Origin of the sequence: Mediterraneibacter sp. 210702-DFI.3.120 (assembly GCF_020561005.1) — a bacterium.
GTDB lineage: Bacteria > Bacillota > Clostridia > Lachnospirales > Lachnospiraceae > Mediterraneibacter > Mediterraneibacter faecis.
The window spans coordinates 46,369-70,846 of sequence record NZ_JAJCNG010000018.1 but is presented as its reverse complement, the minus strand read 5'-3'; the positions used below and the strand labels follow the sequence as shown (position 1 = coordinate 70,846).

The following is a 24,478-nucleotide window of genomic DNA, read 5'->3' as shown; positions in this document are numbered from 1 at the left end:
CGATTTAAAATGGCGAGATGCGTTGCTGGTCGCACATCGTGTGAACAGTAACAAAGGCTAGTATAGACAATGGCTGAGAGATGAATTAAAATAGAATTATAAAAACTTAAAAAAGACAGCAGAGAGTGAGTGATCATTCCCTGCTGTTTTCGGACGTTATAAAAGAAATAGTGAAAATATAAAGTGAGCGTGTGGGAGGCGCGGGGGAATGATTACAATACTGATCGTAGATGATGAAAAACTGGAGAGAAGGGGAATCCGTTTTCTGCTGAAAAGAGAGGGAGACTTCCAGATTTTAGAAGCGGCGAATGGAAAGGATGCACTTGGTATACTGGCTTCGAATCATGTAGATATTTTATTTTCGGATGTAAAGATGCCTTACATGAACGGACTGGAACTGACAAAAGCAGCAAGAGAAGATCATCCGGAGATGGAAATCGTGATTTTCAGCGGATATAATGATTTTTCTTACGCGAGAGAGGCTCTGCGATATGGTGTCGTGGATTATGTCCTAAAGCCGGTCGATCCGAACGAATTTCATAAGACCTTTCAACGAGTGATGGAAAATATCTCATCTAAGGAAGAGAAGCAAAAGCAGCAGAACAGAAAAGAAGATTATCTGAAGAAATACTTCTTCCTGAGATATCTATATTCGGGAAAAGAAGAGGATTTTGTTCAACTTGAGAAATTAACGGATGAAACAGAAGACGATGTTTCACAGTTTTCGCGCATGGTTCTTGTCAGTGCATCCAATGGTTTTTTTGAGACGGAGGAGGAACATTTTCTGACAAGTCTGAAGGAAGAGGTGCAGAGAGAATTTTATTATGTGAATCTGAATTCAAATGAGTCCATCTTTCTGTTCCCGGAGAAGTATACAGACTATCATGTGGTTGTAGAGAAAATGTATCGGTTCTTTGCGCATCAGTTTGACAGTGAATGTTATTTTGCGGTCAGTAAAGAAATTGAGGATAGAAAGAATCTGGCAGAGGAGTTTAAAGCCCTGGAAGGAATGCTGGAAGAGCAGTTCTACCAGCCACATCAGCATTTATTTTTTCACGGAGAAAAGCAGGAAGAGAAGAAAGCAGACCCGGCAGAAGATTCTGAAATCATGGAACAGATCACGAATGATATTCAATATAAAGATCTGCCCCATCTCCGTCAGGAGTTTCAGAAATTGGAAGATAAATACCGTGCCAATAAGCAGTTTTCAGATATGTATGTAAAGTTTGTATTTTCCGGAATTTTAAAAGAATTGCTTGATCAGATGGATGAAATGGATGAGAAAATGCTTTCGAAGAGAGTGGATCGGTTATATCGTTGCAAAAACCTGAAGGATGTGATCGCTATAGTAGACGAAGCACTTCAGGAATATGAACACTGTATACAGGAACAGGAAGACGGATTCCGTTCAGAGATTACGAAAGTAAAAAGTTACATTTATCATCACTACCAGGAGAGGAATCTTGGAGCAGAGACGCTTTCAGCAATGGTATTTCTTTCTCCCGGATATTTGAGTGCTGTGTTTAAAGAAGAAACGGGAGTGACACTGAACCGCTTTATCCGTGAAGTGCGGATGGAAAAAGCGAAAGAACTTCTTGAGACAACGAATATGAAGATCTCCGGAATTGCAAAAGAAGTAGGATTTTCCAATAACTCATACTTCTGCAGAAGCTTCCGGGAATTTTTCGGAGACACACCGGAAGCATGCAGGAAAGGAACAGAGGCGGATGAAAAAACAAATACGGAAGCTGCTCCATCGATTTGAAAATCTGAAATTCCGTAAGAAACTGTCAGTTTTGATGTTGATTGCAGGATTGGTGCCGGTTGTATTCCTGGCTTTTTCTATGCAATATGGCATGACGAATCAGCTGAGAGAAAAGGAACAGTATAACCTGGAAAAAATACTGGAGCAGTCGGTGAACTCAATTGAGAACCAGTCACAGATTTATGAAAATCTGGTCGATTATTTATCCTATTCACAAAGTCTCAGGAATATTTTCGATACGGAAATGGAATCAGATTATGAGAAATATTTGAAATATGTGAAAGTAGCAGATCCGTTGCTTCAGATGCCGACCATCTATCACAAAGAGATTCGGAGTATTACGCTGTATTCTGACAATATAGAAGTGCCACATGGAGATACACTTCTTCCAATGTCAGAAGCGGAAAATCAACAGTGGTATTCCAGACTGAATGAAGGAACGCTGATGCAGTGGAGCATTACTCGTGGGGGAAATAAATCAATCATTGCCAGTCGAAAATTCTACGATAATGATACGATCAAAGCAGTATTGGAGATGCGTCTGGATTATGAAAAAGTTCTTAGTCCATTCATGAGTCAGATTACAGATAATACAGGTGGCATGATTATGGACGATAATGGAAATGTTGTTTATGCGGATTGTTCTATGGATAAAAAATATCATCCAAAGAATATTGAGAATCTTAAGGATATCAGTGATAAGTATTATATTTCACAGAGAACAATGAAAGATACCGGATGGAATTTCTATATCTATCGTCCGAAGGCGGTAAGTGAAAATGCAATCCATAAGCTTTTGCTTAAAAATATTCCGTTAATTTTAATCAGTGTTCTCCTTTTGAGTCTTTTAGGGTATGTTTTCTCCATCCGTATGGTGTCACAGTTGGAATTATTGACAGAGAATATGAACCAGATCAATATGGGACTTCGCAAGGTTACGGTGCAGAGTAAGTCCAAGGATGAGGTTGGTGTGTTGATTCGGTCATTCCAGCGCATGATGGATCAGATGAACCATTTGATCTCAGAAGTATATGAGAGTAAGATCCAGCTTCAGAATAGTGAGATGAGAGCGCTGCAGGCACAGATCAATCCACATTTCCTTTACAATTCACTTTCTATTATCAACTGGAAAGCAATTGAAGCGGGGGAGGATGAAATCAGTTATGTGACATTGGCACTGTCTACTTATTATAGAACAAGCCTGAATCGTGGTGAAACAATGACTACAGTGGCAAAAGAAATTGATAATATCCGTGCATACCTCAAGATCCAGTTGGTTATGCATGATAACGAGTTCCGTGTGGTCGAACAGATTTCAGACGGTCTTAATGATTATATGATACCGAAGCTGATCCTGCAGCCGCTGGCAGAAAATGCAATCGATCACGGAATCGATGTGTCAGATAATGAGGATCCAACATTGTGGCTGACGATTCGTGAAGAAAATGAGCATATTTTCTTTGAAATCAGGGACAACGGAGCAGGAATGACGCAGGAAAAGGCAGATCAGATCCTGACCTATCAGTCGTCCGGTTATGGCGTGCGAAATGTCTGTGACAGAATCCATGTTCTTTACGGAGAGAAAGGTGAGATGAAGATAGAAAGCACTCCTGGAAAAGGAACGCGTGTCTTTATCCGGATTCCGAAGAAGACGGAGGCAAAGGTGCTATGAAAAACGATAGGAAAAAGCGAATTCTTTCAGCCCAGCTTGTATTAATTTTGTTGATGATACTTTGGTGCGGAACTTGTTTTGAATCAAAAGAAAGTCAAAGACAGATGGAACAGTCAGATGCATCTCAAAGTGAGTCTGGTGCAGGCGAAGCAGCTGAAGGGAAAAGAAAACAGATGTATGAAGCAATGCATACGCCGCTTGGAAAATATCCTGAGACAGTCACGTATACACTTGGCAAGATTGCAGGAGCAAATAATTCGAATCTCCCGGTGGGAAATACGTACGAAAACAATGCGTATACGAGATATCTGAAGAAAGTGCTTAATATTAAAAATGCAGATGTCTTTGAATTGCAGGATGGCAATACGTATGAAGAGGCAGTCAATGTAGCGATTGAAGATCGAGATATTCCGGATGTGCTTGTCGTGAAGGGAAGAGATAACCTGCTCCGCCTGATTGAAGCAGGTATGATTGAAGACCTCACAGAAACTTATGAAGAGTGTACGACAGATACAATCAAAGAAATGTATGACAGTTATGGAGATTCTCTCTTACAATCTGCAACAGTTGATGGAAAGTTGTATGCATTTCCGAATACGGTGATCGATGACGGAGCTCCACTTCTCTGGTTGAGGAAAGACTGGATTGAGAAGTTGGGATTGAAGGAACCGGAAACGGTAGAAGAAGCGTTGGAGATAGTGCGTGCATTTGTAGAACAAGATGCAGCAGGAGACGGTCAGACGATTGGTCTTGCCTGTAGTACAGATGTGATTGCCGGGGCGGACCAGACTTATGGAGTGGATTCAGCGTTTATACATGCAGGTGCAATGCCATGTCACTGGATTCTGGATGAAAGTGGAGATGTAGTTTATGGGTCAGTAACGCAGGAAACAAAAGAAGCACTTTCAAAGCTTCGTAATCTATATGAGGATGGGATACTCGACCAGAGATTCTTGTTGAGAAAGACGGAAAACATAGATAATCTGTTAAAAACCGGACATTGCGGAGCAATCTACGGACGTTGGTGGGCTCCGAATAATCCGCTTAGTGCGGCATATAGTGTCGATTCAAATGCAGAGTGGAAACCGTATCTTTTAGACAAAGAACAAGTGAATGAGACACAGAAGATATCAGTTTTTGAATCGTATGATCAGTGGATGTATGTGGTGGTACGCAAAGGATATGAGCATCCGGAAATTGTAGCAAAGTATGTGAGTGCTATTTTTGATCAGTCCAGATATGCAAATGATGCTTCAGCAAGAGAGGTGAATGACTATTTTTCCATTAATGTAGATCCGACGGCCCGTCCGCTGAATATTAATGTGGATTATGAGGATGCACTTTATCGGACAACGGAACATATTCAGGCAGCGTTGGATAAAACGCTTGATGTGTCGGAATTGAGTGGACTAGAAAAATCTTATTATGATACATGTAAATCATTTTTGAATGGACAGTTGACAACGGCAAATGGCTGGGCAGCTTATGCATCAAGAATTGAGGCAGTGGGGGAACTGCAGAAAGCGGGAATACGAAGTGCACAGACACTGCCTTTGGAAAACGTAAATGCCGAAATCCCGCAGGAATTACAAGAACTGGAGAATGAAGCGTTTCTTCAGATTATCAGTGGGGAGAAACCAGTGGATTACTTTGATACTTTTGTGGTAGAATGGTATGCGAACGGCGGAAAAGAGCTGACCGAACAGGTACAGAATGCCTATGAAAGTGGAAAGGACTAAAAAGAATGGATATTAATCAGAGACTGACAGAAGAACTGGATGTAAAACGCTGGCAGATCGATGCGGCAGTACAGCTGATCGATGAAGGCAATACGATTCCATTTATTTCAAGATATAGGAAAGAAGCAACCGGAGAACTGAATGACGAACAATTGAGAAAGCTATATGAGCGTCTGGTGTATTTAAGAAATCTGGAAGAGAAGAAAGAACAGGTAATCTCAAGTATCGAGGAGCAGGGAAAACTGACAGAAGAATTAAAGAAACAGATTCTGGCAGCGGAAACACTTGTGGCAGTAGAAGACCTGTATCGTCCGTATCGTCCGAAACGACGTACCCGTGCGACAATCGCGAAGGAAAAGGGACTTGAGCCATTAGCTGCACTGATCACATTGCAGAAGACAAAAGAGCCGCTTGAGAAGGCAGCGGAAGCGTATATTTCCGAAGAAAAAGGTGTGGAAAGTGCAAAGGATGCAATCAGCGGAGCATGTGATATTATTGCAGAAAGCATTTCAGATGAGGCGGCTTACAGAACCTGGATCCGAGAGACGACAATGAGAAAAGGAAAGGTTACTTCTCAGGCGAAGGATCCGGAGGCAGAGTCTGTTTACGAGATGTATTATGAGTTTGAAGAAGCAGTTGCGAAGCTTGCAGGACATCGAATTCTTGCATTGAACCGTGGTGAGAAAGAGAAATTCCTGACAGTGAAGGTGGAAGCACCGGAAGAAGATATTTTAAGATATCTTGAGAGAAAAGTGATCCGTACAGAGAATCCTTATACAACACCGGTATTGAAAGAGACAATTGCAGACAGTTACAACCGTCTGATCGGACCGGCTATTGAGCGTGAGGTCAGAAACGAACTGACAGAGAAGGCAGAAGACGGGGCAATCGAAGTGTTTGGAAAGAACCTTCATCAGCTCCTGATGCAGCCGCCGATTGCAGGCAAGGTTGTGCTTGGCTGGGATCCGGCTTTCCGTACGGGATGCAAGCTGGCAGTTGTTGATGAGACAGGAAAGGTAATCGGAACAACCGTTATTTATCCGACTGCACCGACAACAGAGAAGAAGATCCAGGCAAGTAAAGATCTGCTTAAGAAGATTATTCCGAAGTATCACGTTTCTCTGATCTCTCTTGGAAATGGTACTGCTTCCCGTGAATCAGAACAGTTTATCGTAGAGCTTCTGAAAGAGATTCCGGAGAAGGTACAGTATGTGATCGTTAATGAGGCGGGAGCATCTGTCTATTCTGCAAGTAAGCTGGCAACAGAAGAATTCCCGAAATTTGATGTGGGACAGAGAAGCGCGGCATCAATCGCACGCCGTCTGCAGGATCCGCTTGCAGAGCTTGTAAAGATTGATCCGAAATCCATCGGTGTCGGCCAGTATCAGCATGATATGAACCAGAAGAAGCTTGGGGAGTCTTTAAACGGAGTTGTAGAGGATTGCGTAAATAAAGTTGGAGTAGATTTAAATACTGCTTCTGCACCGTTACTTTCTTACATCTCAGGAATCAGCAGTGCAATCGCAAAAAATATTGTGGCTTACAGAGAAGAAAACGGTCGTTTTACAGACAGAAAAGAATTGCTTAAAGTACCGAAACTCGGACCGAAAGCGTTCGAGCAGTGCGCAGGTTTTATGCGTATTTCCGAAGGTAAGAATCCACTTGATGCTACAGGTGTTCATCCGGAATCTTATGCTGCAGCAGAAAAGCTGTTGAAGAAGCAAGGGTACGAAGCAGATGCTATCACAGCACATCAGCTGACAGGACTTGGTCTTACAATCGGAGATTATAAGAAGCTTGCAGAAGAGCTTGGAATCGGTGAGATTACGCTTCGTGATATTGTCAAGGAGCTTGAGAAACCGGCGCGTGATCCGCGTGATGAGATGCCAAAGCCAATCCTTCGCACAGATGTCCTTGAGATGAAAGATCTGAAGGAAGGTATGGTGCTGAAGGGGACTGTAAGAAATGTGATCGACTTTGGAGTATTTGTGGATATCGGAGTTCATCAGGACGGACTTGTACACATTTCCCAGATTACAGACAGATATATCAAACATCCGCTGGAAGCAGTAAGTGTTGGAGATGTTGTGGATGTGAAGGTGATGAGTGTGGATCTGAAGAAGAAGAGGATTCAGTTGACGATGAGAGGGATTTAATAATTTTGTATATTGTATTGTTAAAGTGAATATGCTATAATGCCGATAGGCAAAGAGAAGTGAGTAGTTCATGTGATTTGACTACAAGCGCGAAAACCCCAGAGCGGCAACTCTGGGGTTTTCTATTCCCCAAAATGGTGGAAATAAATCCGTAGGCTCGTTACCGACTATTGTCTATAAAAAGAGAAACATCCAAACAGAAACCGATGGAGGTTAGTTTGGATGTTTCTTTCAGTGAACAATTCAATTATCTTATCTTCTGTGTAGCTCCGTAAAGTTTTGGACCTACGATTGCAGCGATGATGATTTTTGCTGCATCTCCTGCAAGGTATGGGATAACACCCATCATAAGACCTTCTTTGAAGGAGAGGCTTAACAGTTTGGCAAGCCATACAGTTCCGAATGTATAACATACAGCCATTCCGATGATCATTCCGATGATTGTAGGAACGAGCTTACGGTCAAAGTGATCGAGTGCAAATCCCATGATCAGTGCAAGGAAGATGAAGCCAATCAGATATCCACCGGTTGGTCCTGCGAGAACCTGGAAACCTCCGCGGAAAGAGGAGAAGACCGGTACACCAACTGCTCCGAGCAGGAGGTAGATGATAAAGCTGATTGTTCCGTTTTTCATTCCGAGAACGAAGATTGCAAGGAAAATTGCAAAGTTTGTAAGGGAAATCGGAACCGGGCTGAATGGCAGTGGGATGGAAAGGGGTCCAAGGACGCAGGTTACTGCAGTCATCAGGGCGATGAGTACCATCTGTTTTGTTCTTATTTTCTGGTTGTCTACGGCAACTGTGCCGGAAGTTTCATTCTGTGACATTTTAATTTACTCCTTTAGATCTTAATACTTATCGCTGTTTCAAGCGAGCTTTAACATCGTTGTTTGAAATAAGACAACGATTTAGTTCTTCGTTAGTATAATTCATGAAAAGCTAATTGTCAACTATAAAATACGAAAAGGTTAACAATTAAAAACTTATTAATTTTACAGACATGTGATAGGCAAAATGGAAAGAATAAGGTAGAATAGATAAAGTCAGGAAAATTGCCAGAAGAGAAAGGAATTGCATGTTTGGATATGTAACGGTTTGTGAACCGGAATTAAAAGTAAAAGATCTGAAGAAATACAGGGCATATTATTGTGGACTTTGCCGGACATTGAAAGAAGATTATGGATTTATGGGGCAGATGACATTGACGTATGACATGACATTTGCAGTGATCCTGTTATCTTCTTTATATGAGACGATTGCGAAACATGAGGAACACCGCTGTAAGGTTCATCCGGTGAAGCGGCAGCATATGTTGCGAAATGAGATTACATCTTATGCGGCGGCGATGAATGTGCTGCTTGCATATTATCATATGGAAGATGACTGGACGGATGATCGTAAAGTGTCTAGTCTGATGACGAAGAGTCTGATTCAGGGGAAAGCGAAGAAAATCATAGAGAAATATCCGCGGCAGAGTGAGATCATCCGCAAATCTCTGAAAGAACTTGGAGAATGTGAGCGAGAGAAGAGTATGGATATTGACCGGGCAGCCGGATGTTTTGGCAGGTTAATGGCAGAACTTTTTGTCTGGAAGGAGGATATCTGGGAGAAGACGCTCAGAAAGATGGGATTCTATCTCGGAAAATTCATTTATCTGATGGATGCCTACGAGGATCTGCCGGAAGATAGAAAGAAGAATCGTTATAATCCATTGAAAGAACTGGCAAAGCGGCCGGATTATGAGGCACAGATGGAACAGATTCTTCGGATGATGATAGCGGAGAGTACGGTCCGCTTTGAACAGTTACCGTGTCTGGTTGATGTAGATATTTTAAGAAATATATTATATGATGGAGTCTGGAATCATTATAATAAGATTCAGATGAAGAAAAGTGAGGAAAAGAATGATGACAAAAAATCCATATGATGTGCTCGGTGTATCACCGAATGCGTCGGATGATGAGATAAAGAGAGTATACCGGGATCTGACAAGAAAATATCACCCGGATGCAAATGTGAACAATCCGCTGGCTGATCTTGCGGAGGAGAAGTTTAAGGAAGTGCAGGAAGCGTATGATATTATCATGAGAGAACGTGCGAACGGAGGAAATTCGTACGGGAATAACTATGGATACGGTTCTTCAGATAACTATTCTTATGGAAATCAGTCTTATGGAAATCAGAACAGTTCTTATGGCTATGGAACGATGGATCCTAAACTGCAGGCAGCTGCGAACTATATTAACAGCAGACGTTATAGAGAAGCAATCAATACATTGGATCAGGTTCAGCAGAGAAGTGCAATGTGGTATTATCTGAGTGGCTGTGCGAATGCAGGAATCGGAAATCAGATTCTGGCGAGAGATCATGCAGCACAGGCGGTAAATATGGAACCAAACAATCTGCAGTTTCGTCAGCTGTTGAATCAGTTGGATTTCAATAGCAGAAGGTATCAGAACAGTCCGTATGGTGGCGGCTATGCACCGGGAGGACAGAATTCCTGTGGTACAGGAAATATGTGTTGCGACTTATGGCTTGCGGACACATTGTGTGAATGTATGGGAGGCGATCTCTGCTCATGCATGTAAAAGCAAAACAAATGGCATTTGGAGGTTTACTCCTTGCGGTGACTGTCGTGTGTATGGCACTTGGAAGCGTGATCGAGACGAATACATTGTTTTTGCTGGCAGCAGCGGCATTTTTTGTAGGGATTGTGATTCGTGAGTTCGGCCTTCGTACAGGGGCGGCCTTTTATCTGGCAGCAATTCTGCTAGGATTCCTGGTTACGCCGAATAAGTTCTATGTAATAACATTTGCTGCGATGGGATTCTATATTCTTGGAATTGAAGCAGTCTGGATGTTTCTTGCGAAAAGACCGCAGATGAGACATAGGATGGGGATATACTGGCTTGCAAAATATGTGATCTTTAATCTGGTTTATCTCCCGTGTCTTTTCGGATTCCGGTCGATGCTGTTTCAGAAATCGATGTCAGATCAGATGATTTTGGCAGCTGTAGTAGTTGGGCAGATAGCGATATTGATTTATGACAAAGCTTATCAGTATGTTCAGGGAACTGTATGGGAAAAATGGAGAAAACGTATTCTGTAAAGAATGTATGAGAAAATCTTGTCGAGATGACAGGATTTTTCTTTATATAAAAGGAATGAGCCACATCGCTGTGACTCAAGGGGGAAAAAGTTTATGAAAAAGTGTTCTTTTTAAGAACAATTATAGTATAGAGGTATTTTGTGAAAAAAGTGTGATGAACTTTTGAACCTAAAATGAACATTATTGAAAAAAATTATTAAGAACATGATTAACCTAGTAGAAAAATGGGAATATCGACATATTAATTGAAAGTGCTATAGGTGATATCGATTTCAGCATAAAAATGATATTAAATTTCAATAAAAGGGGTTGCATTTTTATTAAGAGCACGCTATAGTAGTAAGAGTAAAAGGAATTTAATCTTCGGGGTAGGGTGCAAGTCCCAACCGGCGGTATAGTCCGCGACCCGCATATGATGCGGCTGAACTGGTGACTCGTCTGTGATGGCATTACAGAATGGGAATTCCGGTACCGACAGTAAAGTCTGGATGAGAGAAGAAGTTCATGCCCGCAGGATCAGAAAAGAGATAGGATGTTAAGAGATGAATAACATCTGTTGATTTGAAAGTCTTGCGAGAATGCCATTAAGAGCAGAAAACATGAATCCCGGAAGGTAATAAACCTTCCGGGTTTTTTCTTGTGAAGATTACCTTTTTCAAAAAGAAAAAGTGCTGTTCAGGATAAAGACAGCGGATAGAAAAAGGAGAGTAACACTATGAGTACAGAGACAAAGACACTAACAAACGCAGATGCGAAGATTCAGCCGAGACTGGGCGTAAAGGCATTAGTTCAGATCGGAATGCTTTCAGCAATCGCAATTATTCTGATGATGTTTGAGATTCCACTTCCGTTTGCACCGACATTTTATAAGATTGATTTAAGTGAAGTTCCGGTTCTGGTAGGATGTTTTACGATGGGACCGATGGCAGGTGTTCTGGTAGAGCTTGTTAAGATCTTATTAAATCTTGTTATGACAGGAACACAAACAGCAGGTGTTGGCGAGATTGCAAACTTTATTATCGGATGTTCTTTCTGTGTACCGGCAGGCCTGATCTATAGAAAAAACAGAACAAGAAAGAGCGCACTGATCGGAATGGCAACAGGAACAGTTCTGATGATCGTGATCGGATGCTTCGTGAATGGATTCGTACTTCTTCCAACTTATGCAAAAGCATTTGGAATGCCGATTGATGCACTGGTTGGCATGGGAACAGCAGTTAACTCACACATCACAAGCCTTACTACATTCGTTATGTTTGCAGTAGCACCGTTTAACCTTGTGAAGGGAATTGTTGTATCACTTGTTGTATTTCTGATCTACAAGAAGATCAGCCCAATCTTCAGAATCAGATAATAGATAAAGAGAAAAGCCTGAGATAAAAGAATATAAGTGAAAGAATATAAGTTACCCTGGAACAGATTGATTTTAAAGTCTGTTTCAGGGTATTTTTGTTTGGATTTATTTATCCAGGCCAGCAATAATAACATACAAAACAGATAGGAATTGCATAGAAAAGAAAAGTGTGTTATGATGTGAAAAACAAACAGCAAAGAAATAGTTTCACACAAAGAAAGGACCGAGAAGATATGACCAGAGAAGAAGCATGGAACTTATTAACAGAATACAATAAAGATGCATTTCATTTGGAACATGCGCAGATCGTTGAGAATACAATGCGTTATTTCGCAAGAGAACTTGGCTATGGCGAGAAAGAAGAATTCTGGGGAATCGTCGGACTTCTACATGATCTTGACTTTGAGCAATTCCCAGAAGAGCATTGCATAAAATCACAGGAGATTATGAGAGAACGTGGAATTGACGAGAGGATCATTCACGCAACAGCAAGTCATGGCTATGCGATTACCGTAGATGTAAAACCAGAGCATGAGATGGAGAAGGTACTTTATGCAGTAGATGAACTGACAGGACTGATTGGAGCGGTTGTATTGATGCGCCCGTCCAAAAGCGTTCAGGATCTTCAGTTAAAGTCAGTGAAGAAAAAGTATAAGAGCAAGGGATTTGCCGCCGGCTGCTCCAGAGAAGTGATCGAAAGAGGCGCAGAGATGCTTGGATGGACACTGGATGAACTGATCCAAAGGACGATTGATGCATTGAAGACATTCCAGGAATAACGATTATTGAGGATTATACGATGTTGTAGAAGAGGGAAGCTGCAAGTGAAAGCAGCTTCCCTTTTAAAAATTCTCCTTATACCATGTCCCCCATTTTTTCATGTCATCCAAAATAGGGCGCATAGTTTCACCAAGATCACTTAAAGCATATTCTACATGAGGAGGGACTTCGGGATATACAGTTCGGGTGATAAGTCCATCCTCTTCCATGGATCTTAAGGAATCAGTTAATACTTTCTGACTGATTCCTTCAAGATTTTTCTTTAATTCATTGAATCGCCAAGGGCGTTCCAGCAGATTTCGGATAATCAGCAATTTCCATTTACTGCCGATGAGTGAAACTGTGGTTGCAACCGGACATTCCGGTAATTCTTCTTTTGTTAACATATGATCGCCTCCTAGTATAACATCCTTTTTTATTGTTATATTTAATTTTAATGTAACAGACCAAAAGAAGCAATAGGTTACCTTTTTATGCCTGTGTAATAAAAAAGTGCGTACTTTTGTCGGTTAAGAACTCTTGATATTATAATCTTGCAACAAAGATAACAACAGACAAAATATCAGGAGGTAACAAAATGTCATTATTAAATCTTTTTGGATGGAAAAAAGCAGAAACAGAAGCTGGTTCAGCATGCGGAACAGCGTGTGGAGCAGGTGAAAAGCCAGAAGAGACAAGTGCGGCATGCGGAACAGCATGTGGAGCATCTGACAAGTAAAATAAGTTAAGGAAGGAGTTGGATAGGATGAGTCAGTATTTTTCTTTTCAGTGGCATATTACAGATGAGTGTGATCAGCGTTGCAAGCATTGTTATATATTTTCAGGTGAAGGCTGCAAAGAGCTTAAGAGTATGACTTGGAAGCAGATGAAAGAAGTGGTAGAAAACTGTGAAGATTTCTGTAAAGTGTATAACAGAATCCCATATTTTTATATTACTGGCGGTGATCCTATCCTTCATCCGGATTTCTGGAAACTGATGGTGTTGTTAAAATCAAAAAACATACCATTTACATTGATGGGAAATCCATTTCATTTGAACGATGAAATTTGTAGAATGCTAAAGGTGTGTGGTTGCGATAAATACCAGATGTCTTTGGATGGAATGCGAGAAACGCATGACTGGTTCAGAAAGCCGGGAAGTTTTGACCTGACGATTGAGAAAATCGGATGTCTGAACAGAGCAGGAATAAAAAGTGTAATTATGAGTACGGTATCCAAAACAAATATGGAAGAGATACCGGATATTATTGATGAAGTTGTAAAAGCGAAAGTAAAGGTCTTTGCATTTTCGCGCTATGTGTCTACAGGTGGTGAAGTTGACACAAGCATGACACCGGAAGAATACAGAAAACTTCTGGAAGTCTGTGATGCAAAGTATAAGGCATATGAAAAGGCAGGATGTGAGACCTATTTTAATAAAAAGGATCATTTGTGGACGCTGTATGAATATGAAACAGGAGAGTTTAAGCTTCCTGAGAGTGCAGAGGCAGGAATGATCTATGGTGGCTGTAACTGTGGAAACTGTCATATTACCATATCTTCGAATGGAGATATTATGGCATGCAGAAGGGTGACAGACAGTAAAGTAGCCAATATTTTTGAAGACCGACTGGCAGACGTCTGGATCTGTCAGATGGAAAAATACAGAGATTACGATAAATTTGTAAAATGCAGCAAATGTGAACTTAAGGCATGGTGCCGTGGATGTCCGGCAGTTGCCAATGGAACAAGCGGTAACTTTTATGGGGCAGATCCACAGTGCTGGAAGACAAGAAATGAGATTACCGGAGAGATATTGGAGGAGCGATAAAATGGATTTACAAACATGCTTAAAGAAGATGCAACTGGTGGGAGTGCTTGCGTTTGCAACAGTGGACAGTGAAGGAGCACCACAGATACGAAATATCAGTGCCATTCATTACGAACCGAATGCACTCTATTTCTTTACCGCCAGAGGTAAAAATTTTTGCAAAGAATTAATGGAAGATGGCAGGGTTCAGATTCTTGCCTATACGAAATACAAAGAAATGATCCGTTTGTCAGGAAAGGTTTATGCAGTAGCAGAGAATGAACAGAAAAAATGGATGGATATCATTTTTGAAGAACAGCCGTACCTTGCGAATGTATATCCGGGAGATACGCGAGAAATCGGAATTATTTTCTGTATTGATCAGGCGGAAGTGGAGTATTTTAATCTTGGCGTAAATCCAATCTTTCGGGAGACATATATTCTGGGGAATGTTAATATAAAAGAAAAAGGATATTACATAACGGAATCCTGCATTGGCTGTGGCACATGTATGAAACATTGTCCACAGAAATGTATTGAGAAGGGAACACCTTTTGTCATCCGACAGGAGCACTGTCTTCATTGTGGAAACTGTTATGAAAACTGTCCGGTGAAAGCGGTGATCAGGAAATGAATCAGAATGACAGAAGAAGATATTTAATCGAAGAATTATTGAAAGAGCGACCGGAATATGAAAACATGCAGATTCCATCAGATGCAGGTGAGCAGAAAATGCTGCTCCGATCGCTTATGAATATAAGAATGCCGGAGGAAATTGATCCTGCATTTTTGCAGATTCAGGATGCGTACCTTTCAGAAGAAAATGAGAAGAAAGGGATTGTCACATTGGCAGATATCAGGGAGATGCAGCCTGATCTGTATATCTGGAAGGGTGATATTACAAGACTTAAAGTGGGAGCAATCGTAAATGCAGCCAACAGCGGCATGACAGGTTGCTATCAGCCTTGCCATAATTGTATTGATAATTGTATTCATACCTATGCAGGAATTCAGCTTCGAAACTATTGCAATCATATGATGATAAAACAGAGACATGAAGAACCGACAGGGCAGGCAAAGATTACTCCAGCGTTTAATCTGCCGTGTGAGCATGTGATTCATACAGTTGGACCAATTGTGCAGGGAAGGCTGACAAAGAAACACGAACGTTTGCTGATATCCTGTTATGAATCATGCCTTAGGATTGCTGATGAGAATGAGGTGACTAGTATTGCTTTTTGTTGTATTTCGACAGGTGTGTTTATGTTCCCAAATAAAAGAGCCGCTGAGCTTGCAGTACAGACAGTAAAGCAATATAAAGAAAAGACAAAATCAAAGATAAAGGTGATATTTAATGTTTTTAAAGAGGAAGATGAACGACTCTACAAACAGTTACTCGGATAAGATATTACAGATAAAAGAAAAAATCAGACAGGCAGATGCAGTTATAGTTGGGGCAGGGGCAGGGCTTTCTACAGCGGCAGGGTTTGTATATACCGGAGATAGATTTACATACTATTTTTCGGATTTTGAGAAAAAGTATGGGTTTTCAGATATGTATTCAGGTGGATTCTATCCCTATGCGACTTTAGAGGAACACTGGGCATATTGGAGCAGGTATATCTATATCAATCGATATATGGATGCGCCAAAACCGGTATATCAGAACCTGTATGAGCTGGTAAAAGAAAAAGATTATTTTGTTCTGACAACAAATGTGGATCATTGTTTCCAGAAGGCCGGTTTTGATAAAAACAGAATCTTTTATACACAGGGAGATTATGGTCTGTTTCAATGTAGTGAGCCTTGTCATAAGGAAACTTATGACAATGAAGAAACAATTAAAAAAATGGTGCTGAGTCAGGGATTTCAGATAAAAGATGGAGAACTGCAAAAACCGAAAGATGGAGAAGTTAAGCGTATGGTTCCGTCTGGTATGATTCCATATTGTCCACGTTGCGGTAAGCCGATGAGTATGAATCTCAGATCGGATCAGACATTTGTTGAAGATGAAGGATGGCACCAGGCAGCAGAACGGTACGAGAAATTTATACAGGATCACAAAAAGCAGAAAATGGTGTTCCTGGAGCTTGGTGTAGGATATAATACTCCTGGTATTATAAAATATCCGTTTTGGCAGATGACAAACAAATTTCAACATGCATTTTATGTGTGTCTGAATCAGGGTGAAGCATATGCACCTGCAGAAATAACGAGAAAGTCTGTTTGTATGAATGAAGATATTGGAGAGATTCTGAAAGAACTGTAGACTTGTGATAAAGAGCGGTTGTGAACGGAGTGAACAGTGACAAAAGAGGGTATGATAAAATGATAATACAAACAGGAATGAGAACAGATATACCTGCATTTTATTCGAAATGGTTTTTGAATCGGATAAAAGATGGATATGTATGCGTGAGGAATCCCTATAATCCAAAACAGGTGACGAAATACAGCCTTTCACCAGAAGTTGTGGATCTGATCGCATTCTGCACGAAGAACCCTCTTCCAATGCTGCCGTTTCTTGATAAGTTAAAACCGTATGGTCAATACTGGTTTGTAACAATTACGCCTTACGGACGAGATGTTGAGCCAAACGTTCCGGATAAAGAAACTGTGATGGAAGGTTTAAAAAAATTGTCGGATGTCGTGGGCGTAGACAGTATTGGATGGAGATATGATCCGATTTTTATAGATAAAAAACATTCTGTGGAGTGGCATATATCTGAATTTGAAAAAATGGCTGAAAATCTTGCCGGATACACAAAGACATGTGTAATCAGCTTTATAGATATTTATAAAAAGGTGGAACGCAATTTTCCAGAAGCAAAATCAGTACGGGCAGAAGACCGGGCTATGATAGGAAAAGCATTTGTAAAAATAGCATCAAAGTATGGAATGGTTCTGAGGCCTTGTGCAGAAGGAGAAGAGCTTGCCCAATATGGTGCAGATTGCTCCGGGTGTATGACTGTTCATACATTTGAGACAGCTCTCCATAGCAGACTGGAAGTTCCAAAGAGAAAGAAAAATCAGAGAAATGGGGAATGTGCGTGCCTTTTGGGGACAGATATAGGTGCCTATGATACTTGCGGACATTTGTGTAAATACTGTTATGCGAATGTAAATCCTGTTTTGGTCAAAGAAAATATGAGAAAGCATAATCCTGCATCTCCTTTTCTAATTGGTGGACATATGCCGGGTGATATTGTTCGTGAGGCAAAGCAGGAAAGCTGGATTGACAGACAGATTCGATTGGAGTTTTAGAATAAAATTGCATAATAACGGTAATAGAGAAAAGATAATTAGAACATAACAATTGATTTTCAAGTAGCACAACTATATTAGAAAAATGACCGAAAGGAGAACGTCAGAACGGAAAAAGAGTTCTGATGTTCTCCCTTGATTTTATTTAGAAATCTGTAGAGTTTCAGCAGATATTTAATGTAAGTTTTTGTGTGTCTAATCCTTTTCCGGAAACTTTTACAGTGACAGTACCTGGTTCATATCCAGCCCGGATAACGGCTAAGGATTTTCCGTAGAATGTCTTGAAAGTATCACTGCAGAAGCTTTTTTCAATATTCGGTCTTGCAGAGCCATAGCCCTGAAGGGTTGCAGGACCGGAGATTTCTATCTTCAGATTCTGGTCGACAGAAGATTTTGTGATTCCGTTTTCCCCGATAAGATCGATATTAAGGAAGCAGAGATCCTGACCATTTGCGCAGAGACTGGTTGCCTCAGGAGTAAGCTTTATCAAAGTTTTTCCAGTGGCAGAGATCAGTGAGGTGCGGCCTGTTTCTTTTCCGGAGGAGTCATAAGTAACGGCTTCAATTTTTCCGGCTTCATATGGGATTTTTTTGAATTTTGCAATATCTTTTTTTGTTTTCTTTTTACCGGCACTTTTTCCATTGACAAACAGTTCTACTTTGGCTGCATCGGAGTAGACTGTTACAGATGCCTTTTTACCTTCACAGCCTTCCCAGGACCAGCTTTCTACCGCATCTGTGATACGCCACATAGAAAGAGACTGGAAGTAGTCTGCACGTGTATAAGGATCAACGCCAATTGTTGGAGTTTTCTGTAATCCCCAGATGATTTTACTCCATCCGACTTCCGGGCGTTTCTTTCCACAGATATCAATGATACCGGCACCACCGGAAATAATGAGACCTGGATCAGCAGGTTGCTTTGTTTTCTTATCTTTATACTGGATGGTACCGATTCCTGACTCGCCAAGATAATCATATCCAGTCCACATAAAGTCGCCGGTCATAGTGGAAATGGATTTTACAAGCTGCCAGTTATCGTAAAGAGTCTGTGGAAGGGTTTCGGAACCGGTTGTTGCCTGTTCAGGATGATTTTTTGCATCAATTTTATAGCGGCTGGACGCGTAATTATATCCGGGAATATCAAAAATATCGGACATGATTTCAGCAATGGCAGTCGCCTTTTTGGTTTTGGCAGCTTTATTGATGAGTCCGCCCATTTTGTTCATCATGATATTGAAAAATTCAGAGGTTGGAGCATCATCCATTCCTCCGGTACCACTGTTTTTGACGTTGCCGTCTTCGTCTGTGCCATAAATACTTTTTTTACTTTTAGCCATTGTTGCGAGCATCAGGTTGATCCCGGCTGTGACAGGGCGTGTGTGATCCTGTGTATGGCAGAATTCAGTCATGATACGGGCTTGTTCCTGTCCGGTTGCAAGGCCAAGTTCTGTAATCTCGTTTCCAATAGAGTACATCACAACAGAAGGATGGTTATAGTCTTTTGAAATCATGGCAGCAATGTCATCTTTCCACCATTTGGAAAACTTTTCACCGGCGTAATCGTAAGGATTTTTTTTGATCAGCCACATATCAAAAGCTTCGTCAATAACGTACATACCAAGTTTATCACATGCATCCAACATTGCCTTTGAAATAGGGTTGTGTGAAGAACGGATGGCATTAAATCCGGCTTCTTTTAAAATGCGTACTCGCCGAAATTCGGCATCATGGAAGCCACAGGCGCCGAGTACTCCATTATCATGATGGATGCAGGCACCCCGGAAAAGGACGGGATTGTTGTTTACAAGGAATCCATCTTTTCCCCAGGAAAGGGTACGGATTCCGAAAGAGCTTTTTGCAGTATCAATGACAGTTCCGCCTTGCAGAAGAGTAGCCTGACAGGTATATAAATAAGGATCTTCGGAAGACCAGAGGTGTGCATCTGGGATGGTAATTGTGACATCTGTGCCTTCGGCAGATGCAATTTTGCCACTGTCACTGAAAATTTCCAGTACAATTTTTTCATTAGGCTGCATAACCGCATCAGCAAAAATGTGGATTGTATTAAGATCAACAATCTGCACTTTCAACCCTTCTGGGCGAATATAAGAACTTTCGGAACGGTAAAGGTGCACTTCGCGGTAGATACCGGATCCGGAGTACCATCGGCTGTTCGGGACATCTGCGTTGTCTGCAACGACTTTCAGTTCATTTGTTCCGGCAATGACTTTTCCAGTGATGTCAACAAAAAAGTTTGTGTATCCGTAAGGACGTTCGGCAACCTGTCTACCGTTTAAGAATACGATTGCGTTTTGATAGACAGCCTCAAATTCTAAGATCAGAGTCTGTCTGGTTTCATCTTCCGAAAGATTGAAAATTTTAGTGTAAATATATTTGCCACCGGCGAAATAGGCGCTTGCACTTGCAGTTTTATTCTCTTTTGAGCGCTCTTCACGGATCATGGCGTCATCTGGAAGATTGACATGAAGTATTTCGGTGGAGCCGTCTTTCTGCACGGTCCAGTCACGGTTGAAATCTGTTTTTTGCATAAGTTTTCCTCCCCTTTTACTATTGAACAGAACAATTCGGTTATACTAGTGAGTGGTAAAAAAATTTTGACACCCATATCATTTCATATTATTATAAATAATATGAAATGGAGTATAAATGGCATATATGAGGGGATTGAATCCTATATGTATCAGATTCAATTATTAAGAGCTATTCGTGCTAAACAGGAATGATAACTATAAAAAGACGAAAACTGATTTTTATCAGAAAGAGGAATAAACGATGTATTTTCAATCTACGCGTCTTATGATGCATCAGGATTTAATTAAAGAAATGAAGGCGTATGAAAAAGGTTTTGGAGAAAATCATTTTACAGAAGACAGTCTTTCTTTTATTTTAGATTCCTATTATCCGGAAAAAGAAGAAGGAAGAGAGGTGCTTACATTTATAGGACCGAAGGATGTAGGATATTTTTGCATGGACAAGAAGGAATCGGACAAAATTCTTGAAGGAAAAAGTATGCACAGACATAATTTCTATGAGTTGATGTATGTTGCGGATGGAAGGTTATATCAGAATATTGAGAATACCATACATCTTTATCCGAAAGGAAGTTGCTGTCTGATGAATATGAATATTCGCCATCTGGAGGAATTCGATGAGTATTGCAGAGTGATTTTCCTGGAGTTTACACAAGAATATATTTTGAATTTACTACAATTTCCAAGTGTTTTTACCGGGAAACTCACACCGGAATATGAAATGGTAAGGAAGTTCTTTTTACATGAACTGGATAAAGAAGAGGCATCACAACGGGCTTATATCGATTTTATTCCGATGAAAGAGACAAAAGTAGTGCATGATTGTTTTGACAAAATTGCACTAGGCCTGCAGGAGAGAACGCCAAAATCAAATTTTCAGATTGCAGGAGCAATGATTGAAATGTTATCTGCATTGTTTGATAAAGAAGCCTATACGAATACGCCGGTTGCTTTTGGAAATACATCTGAAAGGGAACTGTTTGATCAGATAAGCAGTTACATTCGAGAAAAAGATGGACAGGTACGTAGAAAGGATTTGGAGAAAAAGTTCAGTTATTCAGGGGATTATCTTTATAAAACGGTTGAAAAATATACAGGGTTGTCTCTGTATGAATATAGTACGAAATTTACAATGGAAAAGGCGGGGGAACTTCTTTTGGATTCTGACCTTACAGTGGCGGAAATTATGGAACGGATTGGATTTAGCAATAGGACACAATTTTACAGACTTTTTCAAAAAAATTATGGAATGACTCCGAGAGAATATAGAAAATCGCAGTTTCACTAAATGGAAAGCAAGAACAGCAAATGTATTTGCACGTGTCGAACCTGAAGTAAAAGAACAGGCAGAGTGTATTCAGCAGATGAAGTTGAAGCAGAAATGAAACGGGAATAGTATACGTAGTGCGAATTATGTATGGTGGACGTAATGTTCATAAACAGTTAAGTCAAACAGAAGACGTATAAAAGCACTTCTTAGGAGTTAATCTGAGAAGTGCTTTTTGTGGATATTTATCTTCGTACCTTCATCGCACTAAGTGCAGCACCGATCGCACCGGCGTAACGGGCATCCGGGCAGGAAAAAACATCTTTTCCAAGTTCTTTTGATAAAGCCTCACGGATGTAATCACATTCACACAGACCTCCGGTCAGGCAGAATGTGAACATTTCACCATTCATCCGGCTGACCTGGGCGGCAACTTTACGAATGGTGGAATTTACTACTGCATAAGCAATATTTTCTTTTGGCTCGCCTTTACCGATCAGTCCGATGACCTCAGATTCTGCGAATACAGTACACATAGAGCTGATCGTTGTGTCAGAACCCAGGCGTGCCAGATCAAACATTTCATTTGGGCGAAGGGAAAGTGTGTTGGCCATCACTTCAAGAAAACGTCCGGTTCCGGCGGCACATTTATCATTCATGATAAAATCTTTTACGAATCCCTGTTCAATCTGGATGATCTTCGTATCCTGGCCACCGATGTCAATTACGGTCAGGTCAGGATGCTGAAATAAATGTACGGCACCAAGTGCATGACAGGTGATCTCTGTAACAGTCTTATCGGCATAAGGAACAGAGATACGTCCGTAACCGGTTGCTACACAGTGGGAAGATTCATTAGAAAGATTGATTCCGGCAAACTCCAGTTTTTGACGGATTTCCTCGGCTGTATCTACGCTGCTCCATCCGGTTGGCTGAACGAATTCCAGGATAAGTTCTTTCTTTTCGTTCAAAACAACTGTCTTCGCACAGGTTGAACCGATGTCAATTCCAATATAGTTCATAATAAAAGCTCCTTTATAAAAACAGTCGGCTCTCACACGAGAACAGCCGATTGTTCAGAGCCAACCTCCAAAATGCTACGCATTTCGTCGGTGTGGCGTATCCGCCAAATAAAATTTCAAAAACATTCTTAAAAATGCAAGCATTTTATAGCTGTTTTTTGAAATTTTGCTTGGCTCTGAACAGTTACCAGATTATAACATTTCGATAAAGGCTGCAATACGTGTATTCAGCTGTCCGACATCAGTCTGGGAATAATCTGTCTCAACATTCACGTATGGAATTCCTTTTTCCTCGTTTACAAAGCGGCGGATGGAAAGAGTCTCTACGTTATATGTGTGGCATGCCTGAAGAGTCATCTCAAGGACTCCGTCTACTTTGTACTCGTCGATCAGTCTTCCGAGAAGTTCCAGACGGTTCGGGTTTGGAGTCATAACAGAACATCCGATTGAGAGATAACGCTCTGCGATTGCCTGGTAAATGTCTTCAGCATCTTCGTCGATGAGACGATCGATGGATTTTGCACCGGAGCAGTTTTCAAATGTAACAACGATTCCACCGTTATTTTCGACTGCGTCGATGACCTTCTCTGTTGCACCGCCGATCGGACATCCGGTGATCAGGATTCTCGGTTTCTTATCCTCACGTTTTCCTTCTGCATATTCTTTCTCAATCTTGGCTGTCAGTGCGTCAACTTCGTCGGCAATCAGTGTACGGTCGAGCTTGAATCCACTTCCATACAGAACGCGGAAAAGGTCATGCCCTTTGATCGGAGCAGGATCATGTCTCATAACTCCGTAAAGATTCTTCAAGGATGTGCGGACTTTATTTTCAAGCTTAACTGCTTCACGAACCTGCTCTTCAGTGATCGTTACCTCGAATTTTTCTTCAAGATATTCTTTGAAGCGGAGAATCTCAGCTTTCCAGAGATCAAGAACTTCAGCCCGCTGGGACTGTGGCAGTTCCATGATGAAGACATCTTTGAATTCACCCATATATTCATACATTTTCTTCTTTCCGTCACAGGTTGTCTCTCCGACAACAACGTCTGAGAAGTAGAAGAAAGGACATTTGTCTGTCTTTGCAAATCCATAACTGGATTTGATCAGTGGACATAAGTTACGTGGCAGATCCTTCTCAGCAGCAGGGATCGTCTCATCAGATGTAGAACAGAGGCTGACGGTTACAGCGCCCATTGCCATGGCAATCTCCTTTGGAAAATAAGTACAGTAGGATCCAACCACAGGGATTCCTTTGTCTTTTAACTGTTTTACAGCGAGAAATGATTTCTGACGCTGCTCTGCGAATTCTTCAAATACTTCCGGTAAATCTTTAATAATTTCCATAATCGTTCTCCTTATTGTTGGTTTTGTGGATGGCTGTTGTAGAGAGATTATTTTATTAAACGTATGCTTTCTAAAAAAACAAACGATGGGAATAATACACTCATAACCAAAGTCTTTATAGATAAATTTTATCGTTTTTGAATGAAGTTTTCCAATAGATAATGTGTATATGAAATGAATATATATAGATGAAACCTATAAGTGAAAAAGGAGAAGAAACTACAGTCGGAAATGCGGGTTATAATTTACATATATCATTAAGTGCCAAATGTTATTACAAACCCTACTCTTTGTTTAAGCGGAAAAATATGATACAATAGGGAAAGTAATGTGATAATAACATGCGGAAAGGATCTGGATTATATGAATCAGTTTATGAATCAGGTTGCACTTCAGACCTTTAGCAGTTTTGATACCGGGAATAAGCCATCCGAAGAACAGGAACCGGAGAGATTCTACCACGGATTTGTTCTTGGACTGATCGTGGATTTAGCCGAAAAATATAGAATTACATCGAACAGAGAAAGCGGATTTGCATTTCGTGGAAAAAAGGTTTTGATAGGAACAGAAGAATAAAGGTAAAATAAAGGGATGAAGATTTTAGGGGATTCATCCTTTTGTTATAGTAACAAAAAGATTTTAAAAAGTTTTCTTTCCACTGGCT

At 40.8% G+C, this 24,478-nt stretch carries 21 protein-coding genes, 1 pseudogene and 1 riboswitch; of the genes and pseudogenes, 17 read left to right on the top strand and 5 right to left on the bottom strand.

Annotated features, from left to right (window positions below; all coding sequences use genetic code 11):
- The first annotated feature begins 208 nt into the window (after positions 1-208).
- Genes LI162_RS10560 through LI162_RS10545 form a run of 4 tightly spaced genes read left to right on the top strand, consistent with a single transcriptional unit; the run spans position 209 to position 7,332 of the window.
- Complete coding sequence (locus LI162_RS10560; RefSeq protein WP_227156561.1) at positions 209-1,765, top strand: response regulator transcription factor; 1,557 nt, start codon at positions 209-211, stop codon at positions 1,763-1,765.
- On the top strand, positions 1,728-3,437 hold the full coding sequence (locus tag LI162_RS10555; RefSeq protein ID WP_227156559.1) for a cache domain-containing sensor histidine kinase: 1,710 nt from the start codon (positions 1,728-1,730) through the stop codon (positions 3,435-3,437). Before LI162_RS10560 ends, LI162_RS10555 begins: the two co-directional genes overlap by 38 nt.
- The gene (locus tag LI162_RS10550) at positions 3,434-5,176 is read left to right on the top strand and encodes an extracellular solute-binding protein (protein ID WP_055166652.1); all 1,743 of its coding nucleotides are present in this window, start codon (positions 3,434-3,436) and stop codon (positions 5,174-5,176) included. The genes LI162_RS10555 and LI162_RS10550 overlap by 4 nt, the downstream gene beginning before the upstream one ends.
- Before the next feature lie 5 nt (positions 5,177-5,181).
- On the top strand, positions 5,182-7,332 hold the full coding sequence (locus LI162_RS10545) for a Tex family protein (RefSeq protein ID WP_055172945.1): 2,151 nt from the start codon (positions 5,182-5,184) through the stop codon (positions 7,330-7,332).
- A gap of 247 nt (positions 7,333-7,579) precedes the next feature.
- Here LI162_RS10545 and LI162_RS10540 read toward each other — a convergent pair whose 3' ends face one another.
- Positions 7,580-8,158: a biotin transporter BioY gene (locus tag LI162_RS10540; RefSeq protein WP_227156557.1), complete on the bottom strand. Its 579-nt coding sequence runs from the start codon at positions 8,156-8,158 to the stop codon at positions 7,580-7,582.
- Positions 8,159-8,406: 248 nt separating this feature from the next.
- Between LI162_RS10540 and LI162_RS10535 the strand changes: the two genes are divergently transcribed.
- From LI162_RS10535 to LI162_RS10515, 5 genes are all read left to right on the top strand, one after another.
- Positions 8,407-9,258: a DUF5685 family protein gene (locus LI162_RS10535; RefSeq protein ID WP_227156555.1), complete on the top strand. Its 852-nt coding sequence runs from the start codon at positions 8,407-8,409 to the stop codon at positions 9,256-9,258.
- Entirely contained in the window at positions 9,239-9,919 is a 681-nt protein-coding gene (locus LI162_RS10530; protein ID WP_227156562.1) for a DnaJ domain-containing protein, read from the top strand. The genes LI162_RS10535 and LI162_RS10530 overlap by 20 nt, the downstream gene beginning before the upstream one ends.
- Positions 9,910-10,440 (top strand): hypothetical protein, encoded by a 531-nt coding sequence (locus LI162_RS10525; RefSeq protein ID WP_227156553.1) that lies wholly within the window; start codon positions 9,910-9,912, stop codon positions 10,438-10,440. Before LI162_RS10530 ends, LI162_RS10525 begins: the two co-directional genes overlap by 10 nt.
- 355 nt (positions 10,441-10,795) lie before the next feature.
- Positions 10,796-10,944, top strand: a riboswitch (FMN riboswitch).
- Between the two features lie 211 nt (positions 10,945-11,155).
- Positions 11,156-11,794 carry an ECF transporter S component gene (locus LI162_RS10520; RefSeq protein ID WP_117499044.1) on the top strand — a complete coding sequence of 213 codons (639 nt, stop codon included), beginning with the start codon at positions 11,156-11,158 and terminating at the stop codon, positions 11,792-11,794.
- 233 nt (positions 11,795-12,027) lie between these two features.
- Positions 12,028-12,573 (top strand): hydrolase, encoded by a 546-nt coding sequence (locus tag LI162_RS10515; RefSeq protein WP_227156551.1) that lies wholly within the window; start codon positions 12,028-12,030, stop codon positions 12,571-12,573.
- A 63-nt stretch (positions 12,574-12,636) separates the two neighbouring features.
- Here LI162_RS10515 and LI162_RS10510 read toward each other — a convergent pair whose 3' ends face one another.
- Entirely contained in the window at positions 12,637-12,960 is a 324-nt protein-coding gene (locus tag LI162_RS10510; RefSeq protein WP_117499046.1) for a winged helix-turn-helix transcriptional regulator, read from the bottom strand.
- A 191-nt stretch (positions 12,961-13,151) separates the two neighbouring features.
- Between LI162_RS10510 and acgA the strand changes: the two genes are divergently transcribed.
- From acgA to LI162_RS10480, 6 genes are read left to right on the top strand one after another with little or no spacing between them, the layout of a single operon-like run.
- Positions 13,152-13,292: an ACGX-repeat peptide gene (acgA, locus tag LI162_RS10505; protein ID WP_117499048.1), complete on the top strand. Its 141-nt coding sequence runs from the start codon at positions 13,152-13,154 to the stop codon at positions 13,290-13,292.
- 27 nt (positions 13,293-13,319) lie between these two features.
- Complete coding sequence (gene acgM / locus LI162_RS10500; RefSeq protein WP_227156549.1) at positions 13,320-14,384, top strand: radical SAM/SPASM domain protein, ACGX system; 1,065 nt, start codon at positions 13,320-13,322, stop codon at positions 14,382-14,384.
- Between the two features lies 1 nt (position 14,385).
- Positions 14,386-14,997, top strand: coding sequence for a 4Fe-4S binding protein (locus LI162_RS10495; RefSeq protein WP_117499050.1), 612 nt, complete (start codon positions 14,386-14,388; stop codon positions 14,995-14,997).
- Positions 14,994-15,767 carry a protein-ADP-ribose hydrolase gene (locus tag LI162_RS10490; RefSeq protein ID WP_117499052.1) on the top strand — a complete coding sequence of 258 codons (774 nt, stop codon included), beginning with the start codon at positions 14,994-14,996 and terminating at the stop codon, positions 15,765-15,767. The genes LI162_RS10495 and LI162_RS10490 overlap by 4 nt, the downstream gene beginning before the upstream one ends.
- On the top strand, positions 15,718-16,632 hold the full coding sequence (locus LI162_RS10485; protein ID WP_117499054.1) for an SIR2 family NAD-dependent protein deacylase: 915 nt from the start codon (positions 15,718-15,720) through the stop codon (positions 16,630-16,632). The genes LI162_RS10490 and LI162_RS10485 overlap by 50 nt, the downstream gene beginning before the upstream one ends.
- Positions 16,633-16,691: 59 nt before the next feature.
- A complete protein-coding gene (locus LI162_RS10480) occupies positions 16,692-17,627 on the top strand; it encodes a DUF1848 domain-containing protein (protein ID WP_020436943.1) in 936 nt (311 codons plus the stop codon).
- 163 nt (positions 17,628-17,790) lie between these two features.
- Here the strand turns inward: LI162_RS10480 and LI162_RS10475 are convergent, their stop codons facing one another.
- A complete protein-coding gene (locus tag LI162_RS10475) occupies positions 17,791-20,178 on the bottom strand; it encodes a glycoside hydrolase family 2 TIM barrel-domain containing protein (RefSeq protein WP_055157974.1) in 2,388 nt (795 codons plus the stop codon).
- A gap of 244 nt (positions 20,179-20,422) precedes the next feature.
- Here LI162_RS10475 and LI162_RS10470 point away from each other — a divergent pair, with 244 nt between their 5' ends.
- Positions 20,423-21,469, top strand: a complete 1,047-nt coding sequence (locus LI162_RS10470; RefSeq protein ID WP_055157972.1) for a helix-turn-helix domain-containing protein — start codon at positions 20,423-20,425, stop codon at positions 21,467-21,469.
- 224 nt (positions 21,470-21,693) lie between these two features.
- Here LI162_RS10470 and LI162_RS10465 read toward each other — a convergent pair whose 3' ends face one another.
- Together LI162_RS10465 and LI162_RS10460 are read right to left on the bottom strand one after the other, a co-directional pair.
- Positions 21,694-22,470 carry an acyl-CoA dehydratase activase gene (locus LI162_RS10465; protein ID WP_054753777.1) on the bottom strand — a complete coding sequence of 259 codons (777 nt, stop codon included), beginning with the start codon at positions 22,468-22,470 and terminating at the stop codon, positions 21,694-21,696.
- Between the two features lie 192 nt (positions 22,471-22,662).
- Entirely contained in the window at positions 22,663-23,814 is a 1,152-nt protein-coding gene (locus tag LI162_RS10460; RefSeq protein WP_227156547.1) for a double-cubane-cluster-containing anaerobic reductase, read from the bottom strand.
- Between the two features lie 351 nt (positions 23,815-24,165).
- Here LI162_RS10460 and LI162_RS10455 point away from each other — a divergent pair.
- Positions 24,166-24,348 (top strand): annotated as a pseudogene (locus LI162_RS10455) (AAA family ATPase); the annotation flags it as partial.
- Positions 24,349-24,478: the final 130 nt, after the last annotated feature.

Bases quoted from the DNA above. Each gene is read 5' to 3' on its own strand.
- LI162_RS10560 (WP_227156561.1), top strand. From the start codon at position 209: ATGATTACAATACTGATCGTAGATGATGAAAAACTGGAGAGAAGGGGA.
- LI162_RS10555 (WP_227156559.1), top strand. From the start codon at position 1,728: ATGAAAAAACAAATACGGAAGCTGCTCCATCGATTTGAAAATCTGAAA.
- LI162_RS10550 (WP_055166652.1), top strand. From the start codon at position 3,434: ATGAAAAACGATAGGAAAAAGCGAATTCTTTCAGCCCAGCTTGTATTA.
- LI162_RS10545 (WP_055172945.1), top strand. From the start codon at position 5,182: ATGGATATTAATCAGAGACTGACAGAAGAACTGGATGTAAAACGCTGG.
- LI162_RS10540 (WP_227156557.1), bottom strand. From the start codon at position 8,158: ATGTCACAGAATGAAACTTCCGGCACAGTTGCCGTAGACAACCAGAAA.
- LI162_RS10535 (WP_227156555.1), top strand. From the start codon at position 8,407: ATGTTTGGATATGTAACGGTTTGTGAACCGGAATTAAAAGTAAAAGAT.
- LI162_RS10530 (WP_227156562.1), top strand. From the start codon at position 9,239: ATGACAAAAAATCCATATGATGTGCTCGGTGTATCACCGAATGCGTCG.
- LI162_RS10525 (WP_227156553.1), top strand. From the start codon at position 9,910: ATGCATGTAAAAGCAAAACAAATGGCATTTGGAGGTTTACTCCTTGCG.
- LI162_RS10520 (WP_117499044.1), top strand. From the start codon at position 11,156: ATGAGTACAGAGACAAAGACACTAACAAACGCAGATGCGAAGATTCAG.
- LI162_RS10515 (WP_227156551.1), top strand. From the start codon at position 12,028: ATGACCAGAGAAGAAGCATGGAACTTATTAACAGAATACAATAAAGAT.
- LI162_RS10510 (WP_117499046.1), bottom strand. From the start codon at position 12,960: ATGTTAACAAAAGAAGAATTACCGGAATGTCCGGTTGCAACCACAGTT.
- acgA (WP_117499048.1), top strand. From the start codon at position 13,152: ATGTCATTATTAAATCTTTTTGGATGGAAAAAAGCAGAAACAGAAGCT.
- acgM (WP_227156549.1), top strand. From the start codon at position 13,320: ATGAGTCAGTATTTTTCTTTTCAGTGGCATATTACAGATGAGTGTGAT.
- LI162_RS10495 (WP_117499050.1), top strand. From the start codon at position 14,386: ATGGATTTACAAACATGCTTAAAGAAGATGCAACTGGTGGGAGTGCTT.
- LI162_RS10490 (WP_117499052.1), top strand. From the start codon at position 14,994: ATGAATCAGAATGACAGAAGAAGATATTTAATCGAAGAATTATTGAAA.
- LI162_RS10485 (WP_117499054.1), top strand. From the start codon at position 15,718: ATGTTTTTAAAGAGGAAGATGAACGACTCTACAAACAGTTACTCGGAT.
- LI162_RS10480 (WP_020436943.1), top strand. From the start codon at position 16,692: ATGATAATACAAACAGGAATGAGAACAGATATACCTGCATTTTATTCG.
- LI162_RS10475 (WP_055157974.1), bottom strand. From the start codon at position 20,178: ATGCAAAAAACAGATTTCAACCGTGACTGGACCGTGCAGAAAGACGGC.
- LI162_RS10470 (WP_055157972.1), top strand. From the start codon at position 20,423: ATGTATTTTCAATCTACGCGTCTTATGATGCATCAGGATTTAATTAAA.
- LI162_RS10465 (WP_054753777.1), bottom strand. From the start codon at position 22,470: ATGAACTATATTGGAATTGACATCGGTTCAACCTGTGCGAAGACAGTT.
- LI162_RS10460 (WP_227156547.1), bottom strand. From the start codon at position 23,814: ATGGAAATTATTAAAGATTTACCGGAAGTATTTGAAGAATTCGCAGAG.